A 25026-nucleotide genomic window follows, 5' to 3' on the forward strand; every position below is an offset into this window, starting at 1 on the left:
GCTTCCTCTGGTTTGTCCTGGGCAATGAGGCCGTCGCGTTCTTCGCTTAGCTTTTACACGCATTCACTGAGGCCGGCGGCGGCCTCCCAATACTTGTCCATATGCTGCTTCTAAGCGTAGCCTCCATACTCGTGATCATATAAGTGGCGTCGCAGGGATGCTTCAACATCAGCGCACCAAATCCTTTCAAGCTCACATGGAGCTTTATGCCTCGGTGCGGAAGGCGTATGCGATTGGTTTATTCGCTCAGGTGCGGGCAGGGGACTACGTCAAGATTGTTGCACATGCACCGTTTACGTCTGCCGCATGACAGGCGCTGTGGCGGCGCAGGGGCGGAACCTCTGAAGTCACCCGTTTACCGCTCCAGTTGCCTGGCTGGATTACCGACGACCACTACCCCGGCAGGTACATCTTTGGTCACGACTGCCCCCATACCAATCACGGCACCTTTGCCAATACGTAGTGGCTTTTCGCGTGTACCCTGCTTGATGATTGCACCGCTGCCGACGTACACGTCATCCTCGAGTATCACATTTCCGTTAATGCAGGCTTTGGGTGCAAGTGTCACGAAATCCCCGACAATGCAGTCGTGTGCCACGTAGGAATAGATGTTGGCGTGAAAGTGCTTACCAATCTTGATGTTCGAGGTCGCCATCGAAAAATCGCAGAAAATGGATCCTTGGCCAATGTCAACAGCATCCAGGCGCTGTGTTGTGGGGGCAAAAATGTTGCCGAAGCATAGTCCCACCGCGTCGCACTGACCAGCGATCTTGCGGCGGACAAGCGATGAGCCCACGGCAATAACGACACCCGCGTCAGGAAACTGCTTCAACAGTTCTTCGAAAGCGAGCACGCGGATACCATTGATGGTGGTGCCAATTTCGATTTCATCATCTGACACAAAGACGACTGAGCTATCATCAATAATGCCAATGCTTTTATTCAGGGCATCAGCCTGCGCGCGTGCCAAAGGGGCCACTTCCCGGCCGAAGCCCCCGCATCCGTAAATTGCGTACCTGACCATTCGATATCCTTTTGCTATGTTTACTTTGCTAATCTAAATAATGCAGCGAAGGCTATTATTGCATGCTGTCATTGCATCGATTTGTATCTCTTCCTGTCCTCCTAGGATAGCGCCAGTTCAGTTGGCACTATCTTGCGGAGGGCGTCAAGCTGTTTGTTCTTGATTTCCGTCGTTAGTAATCGAAGAAGCCCGAGCCTGTTTTTCTCCCAAGTTTTTTTCCTCTTACCATCTTCCGCAACAGGGGGTGGGCCCTGTATTTTGGATCGCCAGTTTCATTGTGGAGCGTCTCCATAATTGAAAGGTTTACATCGTTACCTATAAGATCGGCCAGGGCGAGCGGTCCAATAGGATGGTTGGCCCCAAAACGCATGGCTTTATCTATTTCTTCTGCACTGGCTACGCCCTCTGCCAAAATACCGATTGCCTCGTTAATCATCGGGATCAACATGCGATTTACAATGAACCCTGGTGCTTCATTTACCACGACTGGGTCTTTACCAAGTTGCCTGACAAAATTCAGTGACCAGTCAATCGTGCTTGAAGAGGTGGCCACGCCAGCGACCACTTCCACCAACCGCATTACCGGGGCTGGATTGAAAAAGTGAAGCCCGATGAATTGGTCGGGATTGGGAGACAAGCTTGATAGTTCAGTGATTGATAGTGACGAGGTATTCGATGCGATGATCGCCTGTCTGTTTGCAGCGGAGAATATTTTCTTGAACAGCGTATGCTTGATATCCATGTTTTCTGACACCGCTTCAATGACGAGAGACGAGTCAGATATCTCATTATAGTCCTCGGTAACCGTTATCTTGGCTAAAAAATCGGCGGCGTCTTCCGTTATGATCCGTTTTTTCCCGACCATCTTCTCCCAATGAAGGGAAAGTTCATTCATTGAGGAACTACATCCCTCAATGGAACGGCCAAGCCAGATAATGGAAGACACGCATTTGGCCTGCGCGAGCGTTTGGACAATTCCTTTGCCCATCGTTCCAGAGCCGATAACAGAAACTTTCAATTTCGCTGTCAATTTCATGCCTTAATTCGGCGGAGCGGTCTTGCCGGATTGCCGAAAACCGTTGTGAAAGGAGGTACGCTTTTTGTGACTACTGCTCCCATTCCAATAATAGCCCCTTCGCCAATAATTATCGGGCGGTCGGGGGTGCCATTATTTATTATCGCTCCCGTGCCGATGTAGGCATGGTCTTGGATAGTTACACCATGGTTGCAATGAACGTTGGGTGCAAAGGTTACATAATTTCCTATCGAGCAGTCGTGACCAATATAAGAGTGCAAGTTGGCGTGAAAGAAGGTTCCAATTGTTGTGTTGGTAGCAATGGTGGTGAAAGGGCAAAGGATGGCGCTGTCATTGTCTTTGATGTCGCTGAGTGTCAAGGTGTTGTGAGCCGTTATTGAAAATGGCTTTGCTCCGGCTGAAATAAATTTTTCTGAAATTGTCTGTCTTGATTTGCTGTTGGCAATTGCAATATTGAAAAATTTATTTCCCTCGAGTTTCAGGAATGTCCCCGTGTCTAATAGTTCATATCCATTAACAAAGGTTTCTTTGAGTTTGTCATCAACGAAAATCACCTTGAAAACGTCTTTTCTTGTCGTGCCCATCATGGCACTGACAATCGGCACCACCTCACGACCAAACCCACCGGCGCCTACGACTGCATAGATATCCATTGTTCACCTTGCATGAGCAATTTTCTCAGCGAAAGGGCACGATTATAGCGATTGTGGGAGATGGTGTGTTGGCTCATGTTTAGAGGTGACAATACGTAAGCCGCATGGTCCGCATTACCTGATCTAGTCTGTTTGCTGTCGCCTGCGTCTTTGTTCGGCCCACCTCGCAGGTGAATCGAGGCGCGGCCATGAAGCCTGTCAGGAAAATCGGATTGCGCCGCAGCCTGCGACGGCTTGGGCCCGGGTTGATCACCGGCGCGGCCGACGACGATCCGAGCGGTATCGCCACCTATTCGCAAGCCGGCGCACAGTTTGGCTTCTCCATGCTGTGGACCGTGGTGCTGACCCTGCCCCTGATGATCGCGATTCAACTGGTGAGCGCACGCATCGGCTACATCACCCGTCGCGGACTGGCCGTCAATATCAAGCAGAGCTCTCCCGCCAGCGTACTGTGGGCCGTGGTGAGCATGCTGCTGGTGGCCAATACGTTGAACCCTGGCGGCCGACATCGCAGCCATGGCTGAGGCCCTTCGCTTGCTGGTGGGCGGGTCGGCGCATATCTATGCCGTCACGTTCGGCCTGCTGTGCCTGGTGCTGCAGGTGTTCATGCCGTACCGCGCCTACGTCAGCTGGCTCAAATGGCTGACCCTGGCGCTGCTGTCGTACGTGGCGGTGGCGTTCATGGTGCACGTGGACTGGAGCGCGGTAGCGCGGGGTATCATGTTTCCCGATATCGCATTCAACCATGACACCCTGCTGATGGTGGTTGCGGTGCTGGGTACCACCATCAGCCCCTACCTGTTCTTCTGGCAGGCCGCGCAGGAAATGGAAGACGCCACCACGGGCCAGCAGGTGCCGGCAAGGCGCGAGGTGCGCCGGCACCTGCTGCGCATCCGGGTCGATACGGTGGTGGGCATGACGTTTTCCAATCTGATCGCGTTCTTCATCATCCTGAGCACGGCGGCAACGCTGCGTGCCGCCGGTATCACGGATATCCAGACCTCGGCCCAGGCGGCCGAGGCGCTGCGCCCGCTCGCGGGGGCGGCAGCCTATGCCGTGGCCGAAGCGGCGGGGTGATCCTGTGCTTCACGCCCACCGACCCTGTGAAGGAGCTGTTCTGGTCGGCAGTGCTCAACGGCGTGATCGCCGTGCCCATCATGGTGGTCATGATGCTGCTGGCATCGCGGCCGCAAACGATGGGCGAGCACGTGATCAGGCCGCGGTTGCGCTGGCTTGGGTGGATTGCCACCGGGGTCATGGCCATCACCGTGGCCTGCATGCTGGTGACGCTGTAGAGCAGGTGCCTAGCTCGCCCACTTCGAGCCGCGAATCACCGCACAGAAATTCCCGGGCTTGAAGGCGGGGTCCTTGTCGGCCAGCACATCCGCCTTGACGTTGCCGAAGGTGGTCTGCGGCTTGTGGCGGATGCCGTCGTAGAAGGCCTGGATGATGTCTTCCTTGAAATGCTCGCCCCGCGGGTGGGCGCTGACGATGGCTTCGCGCTCGGCAGCGCCGTACTGGCCGTGGGTCAGCCCCAGCACGTCCATCTCGACCCCTGCCGTCACCAGCGCCACCACCGGGTGCATGTGCTCCGGTATGCCTGGGGTGGTGTGCAGAGCGATGGCGGTCCATACCGTATCGATGTCCTGCTGGGCGATGCCGTGGCCGCACAGGAAGTCGCGTGCGGCATTGGCGCCATCCACTTCGAAACGCTCGCAGGCGCTGCTGTGCTGATGGGTCAGGCCCATGTCGTGGAACATGCAGCCGCAGTACAGCAGCTCGGCGTCGAACTTCAGGCCGCGCTTCTGGCCCGCCAGGGCGGCGAAGTAGAACACGCGGCTGGAATGGTGGAACAGCAGGGGCGAGGCCGTATCGCGTACCACCTCGGTGATTTCGCGGGCGAGCTGGCTGTCGGGGATCTTGATGCCGTGGATGTCGAGTGTCATGGGGCAGGCTCCGGGTTGCGGTTCGCCTCCATTGTCAGGCTCGACACTGCTGTCCTCAAATGGCGTGATACGCCATATACTGCCATTTCACGTGAAATCACGACGCCTTGAGGTTCGCCCTTCGCCATGACCAGAACCATTGCCGTACTCGCGCTGCCCGGTGTTCAACTGCTCGATGTGTCGGGCCCGCTGGATGTGTTCGCCCAGGCCAATGTCGAGGCGGGTCGGCAGGTCTACACGTTGCAGGTGGTGGCGTGCGAGCCAGGGCCCATTCACAGCTCGTCCGGTGCGCGGCTGTTGCCCGACCTGGTGGCAGGTGAGCCCGGGCAGTGCTTCGACACCTTGCTGGTGGCCGGGGCGCCGGATGCGGCGCGGATGCAACTGAACAACACGCTGCTGGCCTGGATCCGCGATTGCGCGGGCCAGTCGCGCCGCTTCGGCTCGGTGTGCACCGGCGCCTTCGCGCTGGCGGCCAGCGGGTTGCTGGATGGGCGGCGGGTGACCACGCACTGGGCCGCGGCACAGGCCCTGGCACAGCGTTACCCGAGCCTGAGCGTGGAAGAGGATGCGCTGTATGTGCGCGACGGCAAGCTGCGCACAGCCGCCGGGGTCACTGCCGGGCTGGACCTGGCGCTGATGCTGGTGGAGGAAGACCTGGGCCGTGAAATCGCGCTGCGGGTAGCGGCGCAACTGGTGATGTTCTTCAAGCGCCCGGGCGGGCAGTTGCAGTTCAGCCGCAAGGGCGAGGCGCAGCCAGCCGGGCGTTCGGTGTTGCAGCAAGTGCAGCGCTGGGTGGCCGCCAACCCGCAGCTGGCGCTGACAGTCGAGGCACTGGCCGAACATGCCGGCCTCAGCCCCCGGCATTTTGCCCGGCTGTTTCATGCCGAGGTGGGCGTCACGCCCGCAGCCTGGGTGGAGTCGGCGCGGGTGGCCGCTGCACGCGCCCTGCTGGAGGCCGGTGGTGATGCGCCCAAGCAGGTCGCCGCCAAATGCGGCTTCGCCAACGCCGACACCTTGCGCCGCGCGTTCTTCAAGCACGTGGGGGTGACACCTGCCGAGTACCGCAAGCGTTACGGGCACGGCGGGGCGTAGCAACGCTCAGTCGTGCTCCTGGCCCAGGTAGAGCAGCTCGCTTTCGAACAGGTTCTCCAGCATCTCACGCGTAAGCGGCTCCACCAGCGTGCCTGCATGGTGGGTGATGCGCAGGCTGGCGCCGGCCTGCTCCAGCGCATCGATGATTGCCAGCAGCGTTTGCTGCTGCGTCACCGTGCCTTGCTCGCTGGGCACCTCCAGGGCGAAGTCCGTGGTATCGAACAGCACGACCGGCGTTTGCGTGCCCACCTTGCGCATCAGCTCGCCGATGCTGTCGGCAGACCACTGGCGCAGCAGCTTGACGATCCCTGGCTTGTGGTCGGCGGCGGTGACGGCGATGGCGTATCGGGACATGGGGGCTCGCTTGAGTCGTGCAATAAAGGGCCGGCAAGGTGAATGCAAATAATGGCAAAAAGCCTTGAACCGATGACGGGTGCGGCGGTCCGACCTCAGGCCTGCTACCCTGTGGCCTTCACATTTCTCGTTTTGCCATAGGAACAGCGGGGCTATCAGATCACTGCACGTCGAAGCGTGCCAGCAATTCAAGGAGCTATTTCGTGGGAAGAACCCCCTCCAACGACACACCCGGGCATTCTCAGCCGCCGACCGTCGACGGCATTCCAGCTCCCAGCGGTGAAGTAAACCTGATCGATACCGACTACGTCGTCGGCCAGGACAATTTCAAGGGCGAGTTTTCCTTCTCGCTGGATATCCACGGCAAGGTGTTCCTCATCTCCGCCGCCACCATCTTCCTGTTCGTCATCCTCACCCTGGCCTTGCAGAACGAAGTCGAGCCGGTGTTCAGCGCCATGCGCAGCTGGTTGACCGCCAACCTGGCGTGGTTCTTCATGAGCACCGCGAACATCTTCGTACTGCTGTGCCTGGGCCTGATCGTCTCGCCGTTGGGCAAGGTGCGCCTTGGCGGGCGCGAAGCGGTGCCGGACCATTCCTATGTGGGCTGGTTCTCGATGCTGTTCGCCGCCGGCATGGGTATCGGCCTGATGTTCTATGGCGTGGCCGAACCGATGTCGCATTTCTCGGCCGCCATGGGCGGGGTCACCCTCGACGCCAACGGCGTGCGTACCGACTGGGCGCCGCTGGGCGGTGCAGGCGGTGATGCCAAGGTGGCGGCCGACATGGCGATGGCGGCCACCATCTATCACTGGGGCCTGCACCCGTGGGCGATCTACGCGATCGTTGCGTTGTCGCTGGCGCTGTTCACCTACAACAAGGGCTTGCCGCTGTCGATCCGCTCGGTGTTCTACCCGTTGCTGGGTGAGCGCGTGTGGGGCTGGCCGGGGCATGTGATCGATATCCTGGCGGTGTTCGCCACGCTTTTCGGCCTGGCCACTTCCCTCGGGATCGGTGCCGAGCAGGCGGCAGCCGGGCTCGAATACCTGTTCGCGATCCCCTCGACCAATGTCAGCAAGGTGCTGCTGATCATCGGCATCAGCATCATCGCCCTGGGCTCGGTGCTGGCCGGTATGGACAAGGGCGTGAAGATGCTGTCCCAGGTGAACATGGGCCTGGCGTTGCTGCTGCTGGTGTTCATCATCGTGGTCGGGCCGACCCTGGCGATCTTCACCGGCTTCTTCAGAAACCTTACGGCGTACATCGAGTACCTGCCGGCGTTGTCCAACCCGGTGGGGCGCGAGGATGCCGAGTTCACCCAGGGCTGGACTGCCTTCTACTGGGCCTGGTGGATCAGCTGGTCGCCGTTCGTGGGCATGTTCATCGCCCGTGTCAGCCGTGGCCGCACGGTGCGCGAGTTTCTCATCGCCGTGTTGCTGGTGCCCTCGCTGGTATCGGTACTGTGGATGACCACTTTCGGCGGCACCGCCATCGATCAGACCGTGAACCAGCACTTTGCCGGCGTGACCGATGCCGTGCTGGAGCTCAAGCTGTTCGCGATGCTCAGCGGCCTGCCGCTCAAGGAGATCACCTCGTTCATCGGCATCGTGCTGGTGGCGGTGTTCTTCATCACCTCGTCCGACTCCGGCTCGCTGGTGATCGATACCATCACCGCTGGTGGCAAGGTGGATGCACCGGTGCCGCAGCGGGTGTTCTGGGCGGTGATGCAGGGCGTGATCGCGATTGCGCTGTTGCTCGGTGGCGGCTTGATTGCGCTGCAGGCGATGGCGGTGTCGACCGGCCTGCCGTTCGCCATCGTGTTGCTGCTCGGCTGTGTGTCGCTGGTCAAGGGACTGATGTCGGAGCCGCGCGGTTAAAGCCCGCCCGGCGCAGCAACTTTATTGTGGGGGCGTAGCAGCCGGCCTTGCCGGCGATGGCGTGCATGGCGCCCCTGGCCCGGCGTAGCCGGGCATCGCCAGCAAGGCTGGCTCCTGCACAAAGCCAGTTTGCTGGCGTTCAATCCCACAGCCGCCCGATTTCCATTCCCGCTTCGAACCGATGTGCCACCTGGGCCTGCAACAGCTCGGCCGTGGCCAACGCATCGGTCAGGGCATGGTGCGCGTGATAGGGCGGCAGGTGATAGCGCGCGCGGCTGTCGGCCAGGCGTATCGAGGCTGGCGGCCGGCGCAGCAGGCGGTCCCGCCAACTGCGTTTGCCACGGTGCAGCAGCGCTTCCAGCTGCATGGTGTCGATCACCGGAAACTCCAGCCCCTCACCCAGGTGCCGTCGCACCGCATTGTCGAGAAACCCGCGCTCCAGGTTGCGGTAATGCACCACCATCACATGCCCGGCCATGGCCCCCAGCAACGCGTTGAGCACATGGGGCAGGGTGGGCGCATGGCGGATGTCGCTGTGGGTGATGTGGTGGAAGGTCACCGACTCGTCGCTCAGTTCGGTGCGCGGTTTCACCACCCAGTAGCGCGCCTCGGCGCAGCGGATGCGCTGCAGGGTGAAGGGCATCAGGCCAATGCTGACAATGGCGTCCTTCTGCGCATCCAGCCCGGTGGTTTCCACATCCAGCGCCAGCAACGGCACCTGCTCCAGGGGAGTGCCAGCCGGCACCACGCCGGCGGCATAGAAGTCCTTCAGCAGCGGGTTGCGCGCCTGGGCTGCCAATGCCTGAAAGCGCGTTGCCCAGTCGATACGGTCGATACCACGCGGCTTCATCGCGAGTGCCGCACGATGCCAGGGTAGCGAAAGCGCAGGAACTTCTGCGCATGGCTCAGCACCTGGAACGCTTCCTTGAGGTTGTGTCGCTCGCTGCTGGAGAAGCGCTCGGGCTCGATGTAGTTGTCCGGCTGCTGGCCGTTTTCGAGGGCGTCCACCTGGTGCCGAATGCGCACCATCGACAGGAACTCCAGCGCATAGCGCAGGTGCTCGATGGCCGCCGGCTGCATCAGCTTGGTGGCGCTGATGGCTTCCAGGCGCTCGACCGAGTTCTGCGCGGTACTGGCGCAGGCCAGGGCATGTACGCGAATCAGGTCGGTGAGCGGTGCGGTGCCGCGGCCCTTGAGGTTGATGATCTGTTTCTGGCGGCCGTCGGTTTCCATCACGAAGGTGCGGAAGAACCCCAGCGGCGGCGTACGGTTCAGTGCATTGCGCGCCATGGCGGTAAGAAAGGCGGGGCTGGCGCTGGACTTCTGCGCGCAAAGGGTCTTGAGGGTTTCCACCAGTTCCAGCTGGCCATACACCCCGTCGAGGTCGAAGAAGATGCTGCTGTTGAGCAGGGTGGCCGCGTTGGGTTTGTCGATCCACTGGGTGAAGTAGCCCTTCCATACCCGCAGCGGCTGGCGCCACTGGTCGTTGGTGGCCATGATCCCGCCCTTGCAGTAGCTGTAGCCGCACGCGGCCAGGCCGTCGCTGACGAAGGTGGCGAGTTTGAGGAAGTAGGCGTCGTGCTGCACCGGGTCGAAGCTGTCGTCCAGCACCAGGGCGTTGTCCTGGTCGGTGACCAGCAACTGTTCGTCCCGCGCCATCGAGCCCAGCGCCATGAAGCAGTACGGCACCGGCGGCGGGCCCAGGTCGCGTTCGGCCAGCTCAAGCAGGCGCTGGGTGAAGGCGCGACCGATGCCGGAAATCGCGCTGCCGATCATGTGCGCGGTGGCGCCATCGCGCACCATGCGCACATAGGTGCCGCGCAGGTCGCGCAGCAGCGAGCGCAGGCCGGCCACGCTGTTCTGGTTGGAGATGCTGTTGACCAGGTGCAGGCTGCTCTGGGACTCGTGGCGGATGATGTCCGACAGGTTGATCAGCCCCAGCGTGCGGCCCTTGTGCACCACCGGCAGGTGGTGGATGTTGCGCCGCAGCATGCACAGCATGGCTTCGAACACCGAGTCGTTGGCCTGGATCACCACCGGATCGCTCGACATCACCGTGCTGATGGGCAGGCTGCTGCTGAGGTCGGCGGCCAGCACGCGGGTGCGCAGATCCCGGTCGGTGACCAGCCCCAGCAGTTTGTCGGGGGCATCCGGTACCGGTTCGACCACTGCCACGCACGACACGCTTTCGGCGGCCATCAGGCGCGCCGCGTCCAGAATCGAAGTGTCCTGGCTCACCCACACCAGGCTGCGCGAGAGCAGGGTGCGTGCCTTGAGCTGGATCAGCTCGCTGGCGCGGCCCTGGCCTTCGACAGCGGACTTGAGGCGCGAATGTCCTTCGGCCTCGACGAACTCGGCAAAGCTGTCGTGCTGCTCGCACAGTTCGGCAAACAGGTCTGCCGGAATGAAGTAGATCAGGCTGTCTTCCAGCGCCTTGGCCGGAAAGCGCACCTTGTTGCTGCGCAGCAGCCCGGCCTGGCCGAAGATGTCGCCTTCGCCCAGGCGGTTGTAGAGCTCGCCGTTGCGCCGGTAGATCTCCACCGCACCGCTGCGCACGTAGTGCAGGTCCTGGATGCTGGCGCCTGCTTCCAGGATGGTGCTGCCGGCCTTGAAATAGCTCACCTGGATACGTGGCGCAATGCCGTTGAGGGTTTCTTCGGGCAGGGCGTCGAAAGGGGCGAAACGGTGGAGGTGATCGCGAACCTCCAGAAGCTCGATCTGCATGCAACCTCGCTGAATGTGGGCGTGAAGTGGACCGGGGCTCAGGGCCGCATCAACGGCTCGACGCCGATCCAGGATTTTTTCGGGTGGTGGCACAGTTGCAGTGGGGCCACAGTAACCGACTGCCCGTCGATTTCCAACGTGCCCAGGTTGATCGTCCACTTGGCGTCGGCGTTGAAGTCCGGGGTGTTGAACGCGACGTAGACCGAGCCATAGCGGCTGTTGTTGGTGAGCTTGGGAATGCGCCGGTGCACCTCGTCACTGTTGATGTCGAACGGTGAGGGGCGCACGTAGTCCTTGCCCGAAAGCGGGAAGTCGTTGTTCAACGCGCCCAGGTAAAGGTCCGGGCGGGCCGCCAGGCGCTGGCCATTCTCGAAGGTCAGGTAGGCCTTGCGGCTGTCGTACAGCATGGGGATGGGCGCTTCGCCCGACCCTGCCTTGAGAGGCTGCTGGCGATTCTTGTTGAAGCCGATCACCTGCACGTAGAACTCGCGCTGTGGCGAGCCATGGGGCACGCTGAAGTAACCCTGCGTGTAGGGTCGATCTCTCCACATCAGCGCATGGTCGTAGAGGTAGGTGTACAGGTAGAAGGTCTTGACCCCGTGCGCGGTCGGCACCTCGAACACCTGGCGCGACTCGCACAGGTCGGCATAGGCCGGGCGCTCTCGCGGGTAGGGCACGCAGGCGACGAGCAGGGCGCTCAGGGCCAGGGCAAGTGGAAAACGGTGGAACAGAACGTGCAACATGCCGGGCCTCCCTGGCTCGATAGCGCTGCGCAAGCAGTCAACGTGTAGTGTCGACGCCCTGTACTTGTCGAGGTTTTATCAGGCTTTGCGCCGGAATTCCGAACATTTCGTGCAACCGCCATATCATCGGCAGTGTCAGCGCTCTCGTTCCATTGAGTACTTCGTAGACCCGGTTCTTCCGGCCGATTGCCGGTACCAGGTCGGCGGCGCTCAGGCCGGACTGCTCCATTCTGAAGCGAATAGCCTCGATGGGGTCGGGCAGGTCGAGCGGAAACTGCTTGGTCTCATACGCCTCTATCAGCGTGACCATGACATCGAAGTAATCACCTTCGGGCGTGCCGGGTTCCGGCTCGTTGTCGAACAGCTCGGACACTGCGTTCAACGCGGCCTTGTAGTCCTGCTCGGTATGAATTGGGTGAATGTTCACAGGATCACTCCATCTCAACGGTGTCGGCGTCAATGCCATCGTATTGTTCGTGAGTACCGACAAACTTGATGTAGATGGCTTCGAAGCGATAGGCCACGGCAGCCACGATCCGATAGTCATTGCCTTTGATATTGAACACCACTCTGCGACTTTTGAGGATGCTGGCATTGCCGAACTGCGCCTTGATATCCGCAGGCGTGGACCATCTTGCCTGCCTGGCTTCGTCAATCCATGAGAGCAAGGGTTGCTTGGATGCAGGATGCTTCTCGGAAAATGCTTTCAGGTGACTGATGGCAATGATTCTCATAAGGCCCCATTCTGGTCCCAAGGTGGGACTTTTTCAAGCGCGACTTCCAGTTGTTCGTCGCTTGATGACGTCAGACGTTGCCCTCTGGACCACGAGCAACGCCTGAGTCTTATCGGCGAATGGCCAATGTTCAATTACCAGAGTGCAACGGTGTACGACAGGATCAGCCGGTTCTCGTCCAGGTCGTTGCCGAAATGCGTGGAGCGTACCGTGGCGTTGCGCCACTTCACGCCGACGTTTTTCAGCGGGCCGCTTTGCACCACGTAGCCGATATCGGTGTCGCGCTCCCACTCCTTGCCATCGGGCCGCCCCGCACCCAGGTCGATGCCGTCGCCGCGCAGGTATCGGGTCATGAAGGTCAGCCCCGGCAGGCCCACGCTGGCGAAGTTGAAGTCGTAGCGGGCCTGCCACGAGGTTTCGTCCTTGTTGGCGAAGTCGCCGATCTGCACGAAGTTCACCAGGTAGGCATCGGCACCGTTGAGGTAGGCAAAGCCGGTGTCGCCGCGCATGCGCTGGTAGCCCACACCGAAGGCGTGGCCCTGTATGCCATAGGTGAACATCGCCCCCAGCGCCTTGTTGTCGACGTTGCTGGCGCCGTCGTCGCTGGAGCGGGCGAACCGGATATCGCTTTTGAGCGACTGCCCCTCGCCCAGCGCCCAGGTGTGGTTCAGGCCCACGAAGTGCTGGCGGTAGAGGTTGTCGAGCGCACCGTAGCTGTAGCTGGTAGTCAGGCTGTCGGTCCACTTGTAGCTAAGGCTGGCGAAGTCGAAGCGATCGCTGTCGCTGCGCCGGGCCACGATGTTTTTTGCCGCGCCCGTGGTCACGCCCATGTCCTCGTAGTCGGTGGAGTCGCGCTGGTTGACCTGGCGCAGCCGGCCGATGTCGAGGTTCAGGTTCTCCAGCTCCTGCACGTTCAACTGCCCGCCGGAAAAGGTCTGCGGCAACAGGCGCGAGTCGTTGGGCATCAGCACCGGCAGCCTGGGTATCAGGGTGCCGACCTTCAACACGCTGTGACTGGCGCGCACCTTGGCGGTCAGGCCCAGCTCGCTGTACTCGCCCTGGGCACGGCGCGGTGCCTCGCGGTCACGCTGCAGCAGGCCGCTACCACTGCGTTCGGGGCTGGAATCGAGCTTGAGCCCGAGCAGGCCGATGGCGTCCACCCCAACGCCCAGGGTGCCCTCGGTAAAGCCGGACTCGTAGCGCAGCACAAAGCCCTGGGCCCATTCCTCGGCCTTGGACTGCGGGGCCTCGTGCTGGCGAAAGTCGCGGTTGAAGTAGAAGTTGCGCAGTTCCACGCTGGCCTTGCTGTCATCGACAAAGGCCGCGTTGGCCGTGCTGCAAACGCCGGCGAGTGTTGCCGTGGCCAGCAGGCCAAGGCTGAACGCTGGGAAAGTGCGGTGCATGGTAAATCCTCTTTTTTGTTTTTATGAGGTGCAGCGATGCCCGCACGAGCCGCCGTAGCGGCCCGTGACAGGGGTTGCAGTGGTTCAGTGGCTGACGGCGGTGGCGGCGCCCAGGCCAGTCTGTGCGCGCACGAACTGGTCGTCGAAGGCGGCACGTTCGCGGGCTGCGCGGGCGCTGCGGTCGAGCCTGGACACAATCACCGTGACCAGGAACGCCAGCGGCATGGAAAACAGTGCCGGATGGTCATAGGGGTAGATCGCCTGGGCGTTGCCCAGCACCGACACCCACACCGCCGGCGACAGGATCACCAGCCCCAGCGCGGTGATCAGCCCGGCAAAGCCGCCGGCCAGCGCGCCGCGGGTGGTCAGGCCTTTCCAGTACATGGCCATGATCAGCACCGGGAAGTTGGTGGAGGCGGCGATACCGAAGGTCAGGCCCACCAGGAAGGCCACGTTCTGCTTCTCGAACAGGATGCCCAGCAGAATCGCGATGATGCCCAGGCCGACGGTGGCGATACGGGTCACGCGCATCTCGTCCTTTTCGCTGGCGGTGCCCTTTTTCCACACGGTGGCGTAGAGGTCATGGGAGATGGCCGACGCACCGGCCAGTGCCAGGCCCGACACCACCGCGAGAATGGTGGCGAAGGCCACCGCCGACAGGAAGCCCAGGAACAGGTTGCCGCCCACCGCCTTTGCAAGGTGCATGGCGACCATGTTGCCGCCACCGATCAGCGCGCCCTTGAGGTCGCCGTCCACGTAGAACTGCGGGTCGGTGCCGACGATGACGATGGCCGCGTAGCCCAGCACCATCACCACCAGAAAGAAGAAACCGATGAAGCCGGTGGCGTAGAACACCGACTTGCGTGCTTCCTTGGCGTTGGGCACGGTGAAAAAGCGCATCAGGATATGCGGCAGCCCGGCGATGCCGAACACCAGCCCCAGCGACAGCGACGCGGCGTTGATCGGGTCGGCCAGCATCGAGCCGGGGCCCATGATGCTCCAGCCTGTGCTGTGCACGTTCACTGCGCGGCTGGCCAGGGTTTCCAGGCTGAAGCCGAACTCGGCCATGGCCAGCAGCGCCAGGGTGGTGCCACCGGCCAGCAACAGCACGGCCTTGATGATCTGCACCCAGGTGGTGGCGATCATGCCGCCGAAGATCACGTACACCAGCATCAGGGCGCCCACCACCATCACTGCTGTGCTGTAGTCCAGGCCGAACAGCAGCTTGATCAGTTGCCCGGCACCCACCATCTGCACCACCAGGTAGCAGCACACCACGGTCAGCGAGCCGAAGGCGGCGAAGGTGCGGATGCGGGTCTGGTCCAGGCGGTACGACACGATGTCGGCAAAGGTGTAGCGCCCCAGGTTGCGCAGGCGCTCGGCCATCAGGAAGGTGATGATCGGCCAGCCGACGAAGAACGCCACGGTGTAGATGAAGCCGTCGTAGCCCTTGGCGAACACCAGGCTCGACAGGCCCAGCAGGGTGGCCGCCGACATGTAGTCGCCGGCAATCGCCAGGCCGTTCTGGAAACCGCTGATGCCGCCGCCGGCGGTGTAGAAGTCGGAGGTGGAGCGGGTCTGGCGCGCGGCCCACCAGGTGATCGCCAGGGTGCCCAGCACGAACACGAAGAACATCGCGATGGCGTGCAGGTTGACCGGTTGTTTGTCGGCCACCAGCGGCGCCGCGAAAGCCGCCGGGGTCAGCAGCAGGCTGCTCAGCACTAGCAGTGCGGTGCGGTTCATTTCGACTCCTCCAGTACCTGTGCGCTGAGGCTGTCGAAGCGGGTATTGGCGCTGCGCACGTACCAGCCGGTCAGCAGCCACGACAGCACGATCAGTGCCGAGGCCACGGGAATGCCGAGGGTCAGTTGGCGACCGTCCCCCAGCGGTGTGTGCAGCACCTGCGGGTAGAACGCTACCACCAGCATGAACAGGTAGTAGGCACCCAGCACTGCGGCGCTGAGCGACCAGGCCAGGCGCGATCGGGTGCGCACCAGTTGCTGGAATTTGGGGTTGGCGCGGATGCGGTCGCAACTCTGCGCGTGATCGGTTGGGGCGTGCGTCATGGGTGGGGCTCCTTTGTTGTTTTTATTGCCTGGGGCGGGCCATCGACTTTGTTGCGGGTGTGGGGCGTCAGGGCGGCGGGCAGGGCTCGCAGCCAGACGGTAAATGCGGTGGGGCAGGCGCCGGCGCGCCGCGATCAGGTCGCGGGGCGGGGTAACGTGCGCGGGGGTGAGCCGAGGTTGAGCAGGCTCGTACAGGCAGGGGCGAGGCCCTGGTGAGAATTCGACATGTGTGGCACCCGTTGGCTGATTGTTAGCTCTTGATGTCAGCTGCCCCCTTGTCGGTGGCGGCAGCGCAGATGGCTCCGGGCATCTTATATAACAATGTCGGGTTGTTATGGAAGTACTACCTGTGATGTATAGTATAAATACTATATGTGGTTCCGCAAAAAGCTTCGCCGGCAAGGCCGGCTCCTACATGATCACGGTAGGAGCCGGCCTTGCCGGCGAATGGCGTCGACGCGCTGTCGGAAAGATGCGCTCAGAACGCGAGCTTGTACCCGATCAGCAACAGCATCCCCGCCAGGCAAGGGCGCAGTACGTTGTCGGAAATGCGCCCGGTCAGGTGGCTGCCCAGGTAGATCCCCGGCAACGAGCCCAGCAGCAGGTAGCCCAGCAACGACCAGTCCATGTTGCCCATGCTCGCATGGCCCAGGCCGGCGACCAGGGTCAGAGGTACGGCGTGGGCGATCTCGGTGCCCACCAGGCGCCGGGTGACCAGGTACGGGTACAGCAGAAACAGCGCGACAGTGCCCAGGGCGCCCGCGCCAATCGAGGTCAGTGACACCATCACGCCCAGCACCACGCCAGTGACCACGGTCAGGGCGTTCAGGCTGCGTTCGCTGAGGTGGTAGCGGTCACCGGCGTGCTTGCTGGCAAACGCCTGCAACCGCGACTTGAACAGGATGGCCAGCGCCGTGAGGATCAGCACCACCGCCAGGCCCTGCTTGATCACGCCGTTGAGCGTCTGGGTGTCGGTATGCAGGGTGCTCAGAAACCACAGGGTCAAGGCCGCCGCTGGCACGCTGCCCATGGCCAGCAGCCCGGTGATCTTCCAGTCGATGTTCTTTTGCTTGCTGTGCACCCAGACGCCACTGGCCTTGGTGATGGCCGCATACAACAGGTCGGTGCCCACTGCAGTGGCCGGGTTGATGCCGAACCAGAGCAGGATCGGGGTCATCAACGAACCACCGCCAACGCCGGTCATGCCGACAATGAACCCAACAACCAGGCCTGCGATGGTGAAACCAAAAGAACCTACATCCATAAATACCTAAACACCCAGCGAGCCCGTGATCGGATGGCGCCAGCATAAAGGTTTTTTTATAGCCAAATAGACTTGTTCGTTATTAGTTTATAACCGTAACGCAGCAGGCGAGGGTGCCATCGACCGCCTGGGCGGCCGATGGGCGAGGGCGGGGGTCAGATCTTGAAGCTGTCTACCAGTTGCTTGAGGCGCCCGGCCTGACGCGCCAGGTCATCGCAGTGCTTGAGGGTGTCGTTGAGGTTGGCCACACCCTGCTGGTTGAGCACGTTGATCTGGGTGATGTCCAGGTTCAGGCTCTCGACCACGGCGGTCTGTTCCTCGGTGGCGGCTGCTACCGACTGGTTCATGCCGTCGATCTCGCCAATGCGCAGGGTCACGCTGGTCAGGCGTTCGCCGGCCTGGTTGGCGACCTGCACGCTCTGCTCGCTGGACACCTGGCTGGCGTTCATGTTGTGCACTGCCTCGCGCGACCCCACCTGCAGGGTGGTGATCATCTTGTGGATCTCTTCGGCCGATTCCTGGGTACGGTGCGCCAGGTTGCGCACTTCGTCGGCCACCACGGCAAAGCCGCGACCGGCTTCACCGGCCCGTGCTGCCTCGATGGCGGCGTTGAGTGCCAGCAGGTTGGTCTGCTGCGAGATGCCCTTGATCACGTCGAGGATCTGGCCGATGTCATCGGTGCTGGCGTTGAGGGTTTCGATCTGCTCGCACGACTCGCTGATCTTCTGCGACAGCGCCGTCATCGCGCTGATGGTCTCCTGCATCACCTGGCGACCATCGTTGGCCTGGTCGCTGGCACCGCTGGCATGTTGCGAGGCATCGGCGGCGTTGCGCGCGATCTCCTGGGTGGCGGCGCCCAGTTCGTTGATTGCAGCGGCCACGCTGTTGGTGCGCAGGCTCTGTTCCTCGGAGCCGATGATCGAGGCGTTGGAGGCGCTCATCACGCGTTCCGACAGGTCGTGCACCTGGCGGGTGGCCGAGGCCACTTCGGAAATGGATGCATGGATGCGCTCCACGAACTGGTTGAAGGCACCGGCCAGTTCGCCGAATTCATCCTTGTTTTCCACGGTCAGGCGCCGGGTCAGGTCGCCTTCGCCCTGGGCGATGTCCTGCATGGCGCGGCCCATGGTGGTGAGGGGGCGCATCAGCACCGGAATCAGCAGGCTCAGCAGGCCGGCGATGGCGGCCACGGCGATCAGCATGGCGATGATGGCCGAGGTGCGGAACTGGCTCAGCGGGGCGTAGGCCTTTGCCTTGTCGATGGACAGGCCGATGTACCAGTCGGCCGACGGCAGGCCGCTGACCGGGGCGAACGAGATGATCCGCTGTTCGCCGTTGAGGGTCACGTCGTGCAGGCCGGCGGCGACCTGCAGGTTGCTGCCGGGGTAGATGTCCTTGAGGTTCTTCATGGCCTGGTCGCTGTCCGGGCTGACGATCATCTGCCCGTCGCGGTCGACCAGGAAGGCGTGGCCGATACCGCCGAAGTCCACGGCATTGATGATGTCCACCAGGGTGGCCAGGCTCAGGTCGCCGCCCACCACGCCGACCAGTTCACCGTTGCTCTTGACCGGCATCGCAATGGTCACCACCAGCCCGCCGACAGCCGCCAGGTAGGGTGGGGTGAGCATGGGTTTGCCGGCGGCGACAGCAGCGGTGTACCAGGGACGCTGGCGCGGGTCGTAGCCGTCGGGCATTTTCGCGTCCGGGCGCTGGGTGAACACGCCGTTGGTCTGGCCCACATAGGTGAACTGGAAGTTCGATGTGAAGGCGGGCTGGTCGACCAGCCCGGGGAAGTCGGCATTGGCGCCCTGGTGGGCGATGTTCTGGGCCAGGTTTTCCAGCACCAGGATGCGCCCGCTCATCCAGTTCTGCACACTGCTGGCTGTCAGCGCGCCGGCCTGGTTGACCGACGATTCGATGTTCTGGCGGATGGTGTTGCGTTGCAGGTAATCGTTGTAGAGGGTGAACAGTGCAAAGGCCAGCACGACGACTGCGCCGGCGCTGAGCAGGATCTTGTGGCGAAATTTCAGGTTCATGTTTCGAGACCTTTAGCCAGATAGGGGAAGTGACGGCGTCACGGGTCGGAGCCTTGTGAGCACCGCCATCGTGAATTGCACGCGACTGACCTTTCAGGTATCGGCTGAAACCACGAAATATTTACGTACCATTTTGACGCGGGGTCAGTCGGCCAGGGCTGCGGTCTGTCTCAGCAACCTCACCAGCTCCTGGGCAGCGCGTTGCAGCGGCTGTTGCTTGAGCCAGAAGGCATGCACCGGCAGGCGCAGTTCATTGCGGGTGTTGCGAAAATCCAGTTGCACCAGTCGCCCGGCCTTGAGCAGCGGGGCAATGCGCGACAGCGGGAAGTCGCCCCAGCCAAGCCCGGCCTCGACCATCTCGATGGCCATGCTCAGGCTGTCGGTGCGCCAGTGCGAGGCACCGATCAGCACGCGGGGGTCGAGCATCGGCAAATCGCGGCTGGCCACCACGATCTGGCGCACGTTGACCAGGTCTTCGAGGTAGCGCACCTGCTCGCCCAGCGCGGGGTGATGGGGCGAGAGGGTGGCGGTCAGCGACTCCATGCCGACCTGTTCGAAGCGCTGGCGCGGGTCGACCGTCAGCCCGGCAAACGCCAGGCACAGCTGCACGCGACCCTCGTGCAGCAGGTGCAGCGCATCTTCCTGCGGGGCGCTGAGCACCTCCACCTGCAGCAGCGGGTGGCGCTGGCTGATCTGGCCGATGGCCTGGAGCAGCGGCTGGTGATCGATGTCGGGCACCACGCCGATGGCCAGGGTGCTTTCCAGGCCCTGGGAAAGCTCGATGGCGTGCACCTGAAGCTGCGTCAGCTGGTCGGCGATCAGCCGGGCATGGGGCTCCAGCGCCAGGGCCAGCGGGGTGGGGCGGGTTTCACGGTGGGTACGCTCGAACAGGGCAAAGCCTAGCTCCGCCTCCAGGTTGGCGATGGCCATGCTGACTGCCGAGGGTACCCGCCCCAATGCCCGGGCGGCAGCCGAGAACGAGCCGCGGTCGAGCACCGCAAGAAACAGTTCGATAGTGTCGCTGGAAAAATTCATCAGCCTCTCCTTTCAGTAGATCTGATAGCTGCTGACTTTTTCTGTCAAGAAGATTGACGCATCCTGCCGGCCGAATTTGATTTGCCGAGGGGTGAAAAGGTGCAAGGTCTGAAACGCAAGCTGGTGTATGTAACGGCCTATGAAGGTATCGGGCTGTGCCTGTCGACACTCGGGCTGGCGCTGCTGTCCGGCACCGCGCCCAGCAACACCGGGCCGCTGGCCGTGATGATCACCACCATCGCGATGGTGTGGAATTTCATCTACAACACCCTGTTCGAGTACTGGGAGAGCCGCCAGGCCACACGGGGGCGCAGCGTGGCCCGGCGCGTGGCGCACGCGATCGGGTTCCAGCTGACCCTGGTGGTGTACCTGATCCCGCTGATTGCCTGGTGGCTGGGGATTTCGCTGTGGGAGGCCTTCGTGGTGGACCTGGCGTTCATCATCCTGATCCCGTGCTACACGTTCCTCTACAACTGGCTGTTCGATCGGGTGTTCGGGCTGCCGAGTTCGGCATCGGCACAGGTATCGCCCGCCGTGTAGGTCGTGCAGGCCCGCGATGCTTTGCTTCTGAGCGTCGGCTAGGCATAGAATGATAGGAATTCTCATTCGTACCCCCGGTCGCCCATGTCCACTCCCGATCCCGCGTTGCGCGAACAGGTCAGCCGTATCTATCAGGACCACCACCGCTGGTTGCAGGGCTGGCTGCGTCCGCGGGTGGCCTGTCGGCACCTGGCGGCCGACCTGATGCAGGACGTGTTCGTGCGGGTGCTCAGCGCCCCGGACGCCAGCGACCGGCTAGGCGCGGTACGCGAACCACGCGGCTACCTGGCCACCATCGCGCGGCGTTTGATGATCGATTACTTTCGCCGTGCCCGCCTCGAGCGGGCCTGGTTGCAGGCACTGGCCGAGCAGCCCGAAGCGGTGGAGATATCCGAGCAGGAGCGGCTGATCCTGCTGCAGACCCTGTGCGAGCTGGATGCCATGCTGGCGGGGCTCGGCCCGCGCATACGCCGGGCCTTTCTGCTGTCGCAGCTCGATGGCATGACCTACAGGCTGATCGGCGAGGAGCTGGGGGTTTCCGAGGTGACGGTCACCCGCTATATCGCCAAGGCCTTTCACCACTGTACGCTGTACAGCCTGCAAGCCGACTCGTGACCCCATGGCTACTCTCGACCCTCTCCAGCGCGCCGCGCTGGAACAGGCTGCGCTTTGGCGCGCCCGCCTCAATGCTGATGCCGCGGATGATACCGACCGGCAAGCGTGGCAGACCTGGCTGGACGCCCACGACCAGCATCGCTGGGCCTGGCAACAGGTCGTCCAGGTTCAGCAGCGGCTTGGCCAGCTATCTGGCGGGCTGGCCGGGCGTACCCTGGACATCGCCGGGCAGCCTGCCGCGATCCCGCGGCGCGGCGTGCTCAAGGGCATACTGGTGCTGGCCGGCACCAGCGGCCTGGGCTGGGCCGGCTACCGAGAGCTGAGCAGCGGGCCGTGGACGGCGGACTACCATACCCGCGTCGGCAAGCGTCAGGCATTGACCCTGGCCGATGGCACCCGGCTCGAACTCAACACCGACACTGCCCTGGATGTGCGCTACGACAACCAGCAGCGCCTGCTGGTACTGCGCCAGGGCGAGGTGATGATCACCAGCGCCGCCGACAAGGCCGGGCGCCCGTTGCGGGTGCAGACCGTCAACGGCACCGTCGAAGCGCTGGGCACGCGCTTTCTGGTGCGCCGCGACAGCGACGCCAGCAGCACGCAACTGGCGGTGTACCAGGGCCAGGTGGGCGTGATGCCGCGCGATGGCATGGGGGGGCGGTGGTCGATGCCGGGGATCAGGTGCGGTTTTCACACCCCAAGTTCGTGCTTGGCTCGCCACTGGAGCCCGACCGCGATGCCTGGCGCAGGGGGCTGCTGATTGCCAACGACCAGATGCTGGGGGTATTCATCGCCGAGCTGCGGCGTTATCGCCCCGGTTGGCTCAACTGTGCCAACGAGGTTTCCAGCCTGCGTATCAGCGGTACCTTCAAGCTCGACGACACCGAGCAGATTCTGCGCGCCATCGGCAAGACCCTGCCAGTGCGGGTCGAGCGGCGCACAAAATACTGGGTAAGCATCGAACCCCTCACCACCTGAAAAATATTTTTCGTAAATGATAGGTATTCGCTCCTTCGTTCGACTTCTAGGCATGCAGGCGTGATGGCCTGACTGCCAACCAGAAGAGAAAAGAACCGATGAATACCCGATCACCGGTCGCGGCAAGGCTGCGTACCACGCTGTTGTGCTCCACCCTGCTGTGGCCGCTGGCGATGCCGGGCATGGCGCACGCCGACAGCACCACACCGACCGAATACAACCTCGACCAGGGCGACCTGGGTCAGGTTCTGAACCGCTTCGCCGCCCAGGCCGGCGTGGTGCTGTCGTTCGCACCGAGCCTGACCGCGGGCAAGACCAGCGCCGGCCTGCACGGGCGTTACAGTGTCGAGCAGGGCCTGCAGGCGTTGCTCGAGGGCAATGGCCTGATGGCCGTGCGTGAAGACGACGGGCGCTACAGCCTGGCCCCGCTGCCGCAAACTGCCGGGGCGCTGAACCTGGGCGTGACCGAAGTCACCAGCAACCAGTTGGGTACCATCACCGAAGACAGCGGCTCCTACACGCCAGGCACCATCGCCACCGCCACACGGCTGGTGCTGACACCGCGCGAAACGCCCCAGACCATCACCGTGGTCACCCGTCAGCACATGGACGATTTCGGGCTCAACAACATCGACGATGTGATGCGCCATACCCCGGGCATCACCGTGTCGGCCTTCGACAGCGACCGCACCAGCTACTATGCCCGCGGCTTCTCGATCAACAACTTCCAGTACGACGGCATCCCCTCGACGGCGCGCAACGTCGGCTATTCGGCCGGCAACACCTTGAGCGACATGGCCATCTATGACCGCGTGGAAGTGCTCAAGGGCGCTACCGGCCTGCTCACCGGCGCGGGGTCGCTGGGGGCCACGATCAACCTGGTGCGCAAGAAGCCGACTGCCGATTTCAAGGGGCATTTCACTCTGGGCGCCGGCAGCTGGGACAACTACCGCAGCGAACTCGACGTGGGCGGCCCGCTGACCGACAGCGGCAACGTGCGCGGCCGTGCGGTTGCGGCCTACCAGGACAAGCACTCGTTCATGGACCACTACCAGCGCAAGACCAACGTCTACTACGGCATCCTCGAATTCGACCTGAGCCCGGACACCCTGCTCACCGTGGGCGGTGACTACCAGGACAACAAGCCGGAAGGCTCGAGCTGGTCGGGCAGCATTCCGCTGTTCGATGCCCAGGGCAACCGCAACGACCTGCCACGCCACTTCAACAACGGCGCCAAGTGGAGCCACTGGAACCAGTACACCCGCACCGTGTTTGCCAGCCTGGAGCATCACCTGGCCAACGGCTGGGTTGCCAAGGCGCAGCTGGACCACAAGATCAACGGCTATGACGCGCCGCTGGGCTCGATCCAGGGTTACTACCCGCGCGCCGACGGCACCGCCAGCCTCTATTCGGCCAAATACACGGGCGAGACCGTGAGCAATTCGGCCGACCTCTACGCCAGCGGGCCGTTCGAGCTGCTGGGGCGTGAGCACGAACTGGTGATCGGTACCTCGTTTGCCCAGTCTCACTGGGAAGGCAAGGGCTGGTGGAGCGCCCGGTACCCCAATGGCAACTCCGTCGACTACGGCAGCTGGAACGGCAACACCCCCGAACCGGACTGGGGGGAGCAGACCCAGACCGTGGATGACCGCGTGCGCCAGACCGGCACCTACGTGACCACCCGCCTGCACCCCACCGACGATCTGACGCTGCTGCTCGGTGCACGCCTGGCCAACTACCGCATCAACGGCGTGACCGCCAACGGTCGCGAGGACGATCGCCTGCTGCCCTACCTGGGGGCGGTGTACGACCTCAATGACTACCTGTCGCTGTACGCCAGCTACACCGATATCTTCATGCCGCAGGATGCCTGGTACCGCGACCGCAACAACCGCCTGCTCGACCCGGATGAAGGGCAGAACTACGAGGTGGGCCTGAAGGGTGAGTTCCTGGACGGGCGCCTGAATGCGAGCCTGGCGTATTTCGAGATTCACCAGAGCAGCCGGGGCGAAGAGGACCGGGCCTACAACGGCAACCCGACCAACCCGGCGGTCGAGTATGCCTACGAAGGCATCAAGGCCAAGACCAAGGGTTATGAGGCAGAGATCTCCGGCGAACTGGCCGAGGGCTGGCAACTGCAGGGGGGGTACACCCACAAGGTGATCCGCGATGACCAGGGCAAGAAGGTGTCGACCTGGGAGCCCGAGGACCAGGTCAGTTTCTACACCAGCTACAAGCTCAAGGGGGCGCTCGACCGCTTGACCATCGGCGGTGGTGCGCGTTGGCAGGGCAAGGGCTGGCAGGTGTTGTCGAACAACGTCAAGAAGCGCGACGAAGAGTTTGCCCAGGACCCTTACTGGCTGGTGGACCTGATGGCGCGTTACCAGATCAGCGAGCAGCTGTCGGCCACGCTGAACGTCAACAACGTGTTCGACAAGGCCTACTTCACCAATATCGGCTTCTACAACTCGGCCTCTTATGGCGACCCGCGCAACGTGATGGTGACCACGCGCTGGGACTTCTGAGGCCAGCGTGCCGAGGTGTCAGGCCTGCCGTTGGGCGAGGCAGGCCTGGTGGATCGCGTCCCAGCATTCCTGGCTCCACAGGCGGATCCAGGTGGCGGCCCACAGGCGGTCCCAGTGCCGGCGCAACGGGTTGCGTCGGCGCGCCTCCAGCAGCTCTTCGATTTCTTCGTTGAGCGATACCGGCTCGAAACCGGTCCATACCGGTGGTACCGGCGCCACGATGTTGTAGTAGCAGACCGGCGCGACTTCCTCGTAGAAGATGCGCTTGAGCTCGGCCAGGTCGAAGGGTTCGAGTTCGCGGGCGATCCAGGCGTAGTCCACCCAGCTGTCGACGAACGACTCGGAGAGCAGGGCGCGGACGTTGTGGCGTTGTTCTGGGGTCAC

Annotated in this window: 27 protein-coding genes; 10 read left to right on the top strand and 17 right to left on the bottom strand. The window is 62.6% G+C overall.

The genetic code is table 11. The features are described from left to right. Nucleotides 1–355: 355 nt before the first annotated feature. The 3 genes from NJH59_RS02805 to NJH59_RS02815 all read right to left on the bottom strand — a co-directional run bounded on the left by NJH59_RS02805 (nucleotide 356) and on the right by NJH59_RS02815 (nucleotide 2713). Nucleotides 356–1024, bottom strand: a complete 669-nt coding sequence (locus NJH59_RS02805; RefSeq protein ID WP_253086357.1) for an acetyltransferase — start codon at nucleotides 1022–1024, stop codon at nucleotides 356–358. 172 nt (nucleotides 1025–1196) lie between these two features. Continuing rightward, the gene (locus NJH59_RS02810; protein ID WP_253086358.1) at nucleotides 1197–2060 is read right to left on the bottom strand and encodes a 3-hydroxyacyl-CoA dehydrogenase family protein; all 864 of its coding nucleotides are present in this window, start codon (nucleotides 2058–2060) and stop codon (nucleotides 1197–1199) included. Next, the gene (locus tag NJH59_RS02815; RefSeq protein WP_253086359.1) at nucleotides 2057–2713 is read right to left on the bottom strand and encodes an acetyltransferase; all 657 of its coding nucleotides are present in this window, start codon (nucleotides 2711–2713) and stop codon (nucleotides 2057–2059) included. Before NJH59_RS02815 ends, NJH59_RS02810 begins: the two co-directional genes overlap by 4 nt. Nucleotides 2714–2925: 212 nt before the next feature. Here NJH59_RS02815 and NJH59_RS02820 point away from each other — a divergent pair, with 212 nt between their 5' ends. Genes NJH59_RS02820 through NJH59_RS02830 form a run of 3 tightly spaced genes read left to right on the top strand, consistent with a single transcriptional unit; the run spans nucleotide 2926 to nucleotide 4008 of the window. Further along, nucleotides 2926–3237, top strand: a complete 312-nt coding sequence (locus NJH59_RS02820; RefSeq protein ID WP_253086360.1) for a divalent metal cation transporter — start codon at nucleotides 2926–2928, stop codon at nucleotides 3235–3237. Beyond that, nucleotides 3230–3790 (top strand): divalent metal cation transporter, encoded by a 561-nt coding sequence (locus NJH59_RS02825; protein ID WP_253086361.1) that lies wholly within the window; start codon nucleotides 3230–3232, stop codon nucleotides 3788–3790. Before NJH59_RS02820 ends, NJH59_RS02825 begins: the two co-directional genes overlap by 8 nt. After that, nucleotides 3787–4008, top strand: a complete 222-nt coding sequence (locus NJH59_RS02830; RefSeq protein WP_253086362.1) for a divalent metal cation transporter — start codon at nucleotides 3787–3789, stop codon at nucleotides 4006–4008. The genes NJH59_RS02825 and NJH59_RS02830 overlap by 4 nt, the downstream gene beginning before the upstream one ends. 9 nt (nucleotides 4009–4017) lie before the next feature. Here NJH59_RS02830 and NJH59_RS02835 read toward each other — a convergent pair whose 3' ends face one another. Then, nucleotides 4018–4659, bottom strand: a complete 642-nt coding sequence (locus NJH59_RS02835; RefSeq protein ID WP_043864536.1) for an HD domain-containing protein — start codon at nucleotides 4657–4659, stop codon at nucleotides 4018–4020. Nucleotides 4660–4785: 126 nt separating this feature from the next. On the opposite strand from NJH59_RS02835, the gene NJH59_RS02840 reads away from it, so the two are divergent. Next, nucleotides 4786–5751, top strand: coding sequence for a GlxA family transcriptional regulator (locus NJH59_RS02840; RefSeq protein ID WP_054915308.1), 966 nt, complete (start codon nucleotides 4786–4788; stop codon nucleotides 5749–5751). A 6-nt stretch (nucleotides 5752–5757) separates the two neighbouring features. On the opposite strand, the gene NJH59_RS02845 is transcribed toward NJH59_RS02840, so the two are convergent. Continuing rightward, nucleotides 5758–6105 carry a hypothetical protein gene (locus tag NJH59_RS02845; protein ID WP_058541323.1) on the bottom strand — a complete coding sequence of 116 codons (348 nt, stop codon included), beginning with the start codon at nucleotides 6103–6105 and terminating at the stop codon, nucleotides 5758–5760. A 203-nt stretch (nucleotides 6106–6308) separates the two neighbouring features. On the opposite strand from NJH59_RS02845, the gene NJH59_RS02850 reads away from it, so the two are divergent. Then, the gene (locus tag NJH59_RS02850) at nucleotides 6309–7979 is read left to right on the top strand and encodes a BCCT family transporter (protein ID WP_054915306.1); all 1671 of its coding nucleotides are present in this window, start codon (nucleotides 6309–6311) and stop codon (nucleotides 7977–7979) included. A 139-nt stretch (nucleotides 7980–8118) separates the two neighbouring features. On the opposite strand, the gene NJH59_RS02855 is transcribed toward NJH59_RS02850, so the two are convergent. The 11 genes from NJH59_RS02855 to NJH59_RS02905 form a co-directional block, all read right to left on the bottom strand. Beyond that, on the bottom strand, nucleotides 8119–8829 hold the full coding sequence (locus tag NJH59_RS02855) for a 3'-5' exonuclease (protein ID WP_100633171.1): 711 nt from the start codon (nucleotides 8827–8829) through the stop codon (nucleotides 8119–8121). Then, a complete protein-coding gene (locus tag NJH59_RS02860; RefSeq protein WP_043864531.1) occupies nucleotides 8826–10703 on the bottom strand; it encodes a DUF294 nucleotidyltransferase-like domain-containing protein in 1878 nt (625 codons plus the stop codon). Before NJH59_RS02860 ends, NJH59_RS02855 begins: the two co-directional genes overlap by 4 nt. A 38-nt stretch (nucleotides 10704–10741) precedes the next feature. After that, complete coding sequence (locus NJH59_RS02865; protein WP_058541322.1) at nucleotides 10742–11446, bottom strand: hypothetical protein; 705 nt, start codon at nucleotides 11444–11446, stop codon at nucleotides 10742–10744. A 37-nt stretch (nucleotides 11447–11483) separates the two neighbouring features. Then, on the bottom strand, nucleotides 11484–11873 hold the full coding sequence (locus NJH59_RS02870) for a type II toxin-antitoxin system HigA family antitoxin (RefSeq protein WP_043864529.1): 390 nt from the start codon (nucleotides 11871–11873) through the stop codon (nucleotides 11484–11486). Between the two features lie 4 nt (nucleotides 11874–11877). Then, nucleotides 11878–12180 (bottom strand): type II toxin-antitoxin system HigB family toxin, encoded by a 303-nt coding sequence (locus NJH59_RS02875; protein WP_054915303.1) that lies wholly within the window; start codon nucleotides 12178–12180, stop codon nucleotides 11878–11880. 134 nt (nucleotides 12181–12314) lie between these two features. Then, on the bottom strand, nucleotides 12315–13583 hold the full coding sequence (locus tag NJH59_RS02880) for an OprD family porin (RefSeq protein ID WP_253086363.1): 1269 nt from the start codon (nucleotides 13581–13583) through the stop codon (nucleotides 12315–12317). An 84-nt stretch (nucleotides 13584–13667) separates the two neighbouring features. Next, the gene (locus NJH59_RS02885; protein ID WP_058541320.1) at nucleotides 13668–15326 is read right to left on the bottom strand and encodes a cation acetate symporter; all 1659 of its coding nucleotides are present in this window, start codon (nucleotides 15324–15326) and stop codon (nucleotides 13668–13670) included. Further along, nucleotides 15323–15649 carry a DUF485 domain-containing protein gene (locus tag NJH59_RS02890; RefSeq protein ID WP_043864525.1) on the bottom strand — a complete coding sequence of 109 codons (327 nt, stop codon included), beginning with the start codon at nucleotides 15647–15649 and terminating at the stop codon, nucleotides 15323–15325. Before NJH59_RS02890 ends, NJH59_RS02885 begins: the two co-directional genes overlap by 4 nt. Before the next feature lie 478 nt (nucleotides 15650–16127). After that, on the bottom strand, nucleotides 16128–16913 hold the full coding sequence (locus NJH59_RS02895; protein WP_043864524.1) for a sulfite exporter TauE/SafE family protein: 786 nt from the start codon (nucleotides 16911–16913) through the stop codon (nucleotides 16128–16130). Nucleotides 16914–17068: 155 nt separating this feature from the next. Then, nucleotides 17069–18949 carry a methyl-accepting chemotaxis protein gene (locus NJH59_RS02900; protein WP_058541318.1) on the bottom strand — a complete coding sequence of 627 codons (1881 nt, stop codon included), beginning with the start codon at nucleotides 18947–18949 and terminating at the stop codon, nucleotides 17069–17071. A gap of 144 nt (nucleotides 18950–19093) precedes the next feature. Then, nucleotides 19094–19984: a LysR family transcriptional regulator gene (locus NJH59_RS02905; RefSeq protein ID WP_043864522.1), complete on the bottom strand. Its 891-nt coding sequence runs from the start codon at nucleotides 19982–19984 to the stop codon at nucleotides 19094–19096. A 99-nt stretch (nucleotides 19985–20083) separates the two neighbouring features. Between NJH59_RS02905 and NJH59_RS02910 the strand changes: the two genes are divergently transcribed. From NJH59_RS02910 to NJH59_RS02930, 5 genes are all read left to right on the top strand, one after another. Then, a complete protein-coding gene (locus NJH59_RS02910) occupies nucleotides 20084–20524 on the top strand; it encodes a PACE efflux transporter (protein ID WP_043864659.1) in 441 nt (146 codons plus the stop codon). Between the two features lie 84 nt (nucleotides 20525–20608). Beyond that, on the top strand, nucleotides 20609–21139 hold the full coding sequence (locus NJH59_RS02915; RefSeq protein ID WP_043864521.1) for a sigma-70 family RNA polymerase sigma factor: 531 nt from the start codon (nucleotides 20609–20611) through the stop codon (nucleotides 21137–21139). A 4-nt stretch (nucleotides 21140–21143) separates the two neighbouring features. Beyond that, a complete protein-coding gene (locus NJH59_RS02920) occupies nucleotides 21144–21899 on the top strand; it encodes a FecR domain-containing protein (RefSeq protein WP_253086364.1) in 756 nt (251 codons plus the stop codon). Then, on the top strand, nucleotides 21821–22117 hold the full coding sequence (locus NJH59_RS02925) for a hypothetical protein (RefSeq protein ID WP_253086365.1): 297 nt from the start codon (nucleotides 21821–21823) through the stop codon (nucleotides 22115–22117). Before NJH59_RS02920 ends, NJH59_RS02925 begins: the two co-directional genes overlap by 79 nt. Before the next feature lie 173 nt (nucleotides 22118–22290). Next, nucleotides 22291–24642 carry a TonB-dependent siderophore receptor gene (locus tag NJH59_RS02930; RefSeq protein ID WP_253086401.1) on the top strand — a complete coding sequence of 784 codons (2352 nt, stop codon included), beginning with the start codon at nucleotides 22291–22293 and terminating at the stop codon, nucleotides 24640–24642. Between the two features lie 18 nt (nucleotides 24643–24660). Here the strand turns inward: NJH59_RS02930 and NJH59_RS02935 are convergent, their stop codons facing one another. Continuing rightward, nucleotides 24661–25026 carry a hypothetical protein gene (locus tag NJH59_RS02935; RefSeq protein WP_063612014.1) on the bottom strand — a complete coding sequence of 122 codons (366 nt, stop codon included), beginning with the start codon at nucleotides 25024–25026 and terminating at the stop codon, nucleotides 24661–24663.

This window comes from Pseudomonas sp. VE 267-6A (genome assembly GCF_024126555.1).
Lineage (GTDB): Bacteria > Pseudomonadota > Gammaproteobacteria > Pseudomonadales > Pseudomonadaceae > Aquipseudomonas > Aquipseudomonas palmensis.

Excerpts from the sequence above, each read along its gene's own strand:
- NJH59_RS02805 (WP_253086357.1), bottom strand. The coding sequence starts at position 1,024 with ATGGTCAGGTACGCAATTTACGGATGCGGGGGCTTCGGCCGGGAAGTG.
- NJH59_RS02810 (WP_253086358.1), bottom strand. The coding sequence starts at position 2,060 with ATGAAATTGACAGCGAAATTGAAAGTTTCTGTTATCGGCTCTGGAACG.
- NJH59_RS02815 (WP_253086359.1), bottom strand. The coding sequence starts at position 2,713 with ATGGATATCTATGCAGTCGTAGGCGCCGGTGGGTTTGGTCGTGAGGTG.
- NJH59_RS02825 (WP_253086361.1), top strand. The coding sequence starts at position 3,230 with ATGGCTGAGGCCCTTCGCTTGCTGGTGGGCGGGTCGGCGCATATCTAT.
- NJH59_RS02835 (WP_043864536.1), bottom strand. The coding sequence starts at position 4,659 with ATGACACTCGACATCCACGGCATCAAGATCCCCGACAGCCAGCTCGCC.
- NJH59_RS02840 (WP_054915308.1), top strand. The coding sequence starts at position 4,786 with ATGACCAGAACCATTGCCGTACTCGCGCTGCCCGGTGTTCAACTGCTC.
- NJH59_RS02845 (WP_058541323.1), bottom strand. The coding sequence starts at position 6,105 with ATGTCCCGATACGCCATCGCCGTCACCGCCGCCGACCACAAGCCAGGG.
- NJH59_RS02855 (WP_100633171.1), bottom strand. The coding sequence starts at position 8,829 with ATGAAGCCGCGTGGTATCGACCGTATCGACTGGGCAACGCGCTTTCAG.
- NJH59_RS02860 (WP_043864531.1), bottom strand. The coding sequence starts at position 10,703 with ATGCAGATCGAGCTTCTGGAGGTTCGCGATCACCTCCACCGTTTCGCC.
- NJH59_RS02865 (WP_058541322.1), bottom strand. The coding sequence starts at position 11,446 with ATGTTGCACGTTCTGTTCCACCGTTTTCCACTTGCCCTGGCCCTGAGC.
- NJH59_RS02875 (WP_054915303.1), bottom strand. The coding sequence starts at position 12,180 with ATGAGAATCATTGCCATCAGTCACCTGAAAGCATTTTCCGAGAAGCAT.
- NJH59_RS02880 (WP_253086363.1), bottom strand. The coding sequence starts at position 13,583 with ATGCACCGCACTTTCCCAGCGTTCAGCCTTGGCCTGCTGGCCACGGCA.
- NJH59_RS02885 (WP_058541320.1), bottom strand. The coding sequence starts at position 15,326 with ATGAACCGCACCGCACTGCTAGTGCTGAGCAGCCTGCTGCTGACCCCG.
- NJH59_RS02890 (WP_043864525.1), bottom strand. The coding sequence starts at position 15,649 with ATGACGCACGCCCCAACCGATCACGCGCAGAGTTGCGACCGCATCCGC.
- NJH59_RS02895 (WP_043864524.1), bottom strand. The coding sequence starts at position 16,913 with ATGGATGTAGGTTCTTTTGGTTTCACCATCGCAGGCCTGGTTGTTGGG.
- NJH59_RS02900 (WP_058541318.1), bottom strand. The coding sequence starts at position 18,949 with ATGAACCTGAAATTTCGCCACAAGATCCTGCTCAGCGCCGGCGCAGTC.
- NJH59_RS02905 (WP_043864522.1), bottom strand. The coding sequence starts at position 19,984 with ATGAATTTTTCCAGCGACACTATCGAACTGTTTCTTGCGGTGCTCGAC.
- NJH59_RS02915 (WP_043864521.1), top strand. The coding sequence starts at position 20,609 with ATGTCCACTCCCGATCCCGCGTTGCGCGAACAGGTCAGCCGTATCTAT.
- NJH59_RS02920 (WP_253086364.1), top strand. The coding sequence starts at position 21,144 with ATGGCTACTCTCGACCCTCTCCAGCGCGCCGCGCTGGAACAGGCTGCG.
- NJH59_RS02930 (WP_253086401.1), top strand. The coding sequence starts at position 22,291 with ATGCCGGGCATGGCGCACGCCGACAGCACCACACCGACCGAATACAAC.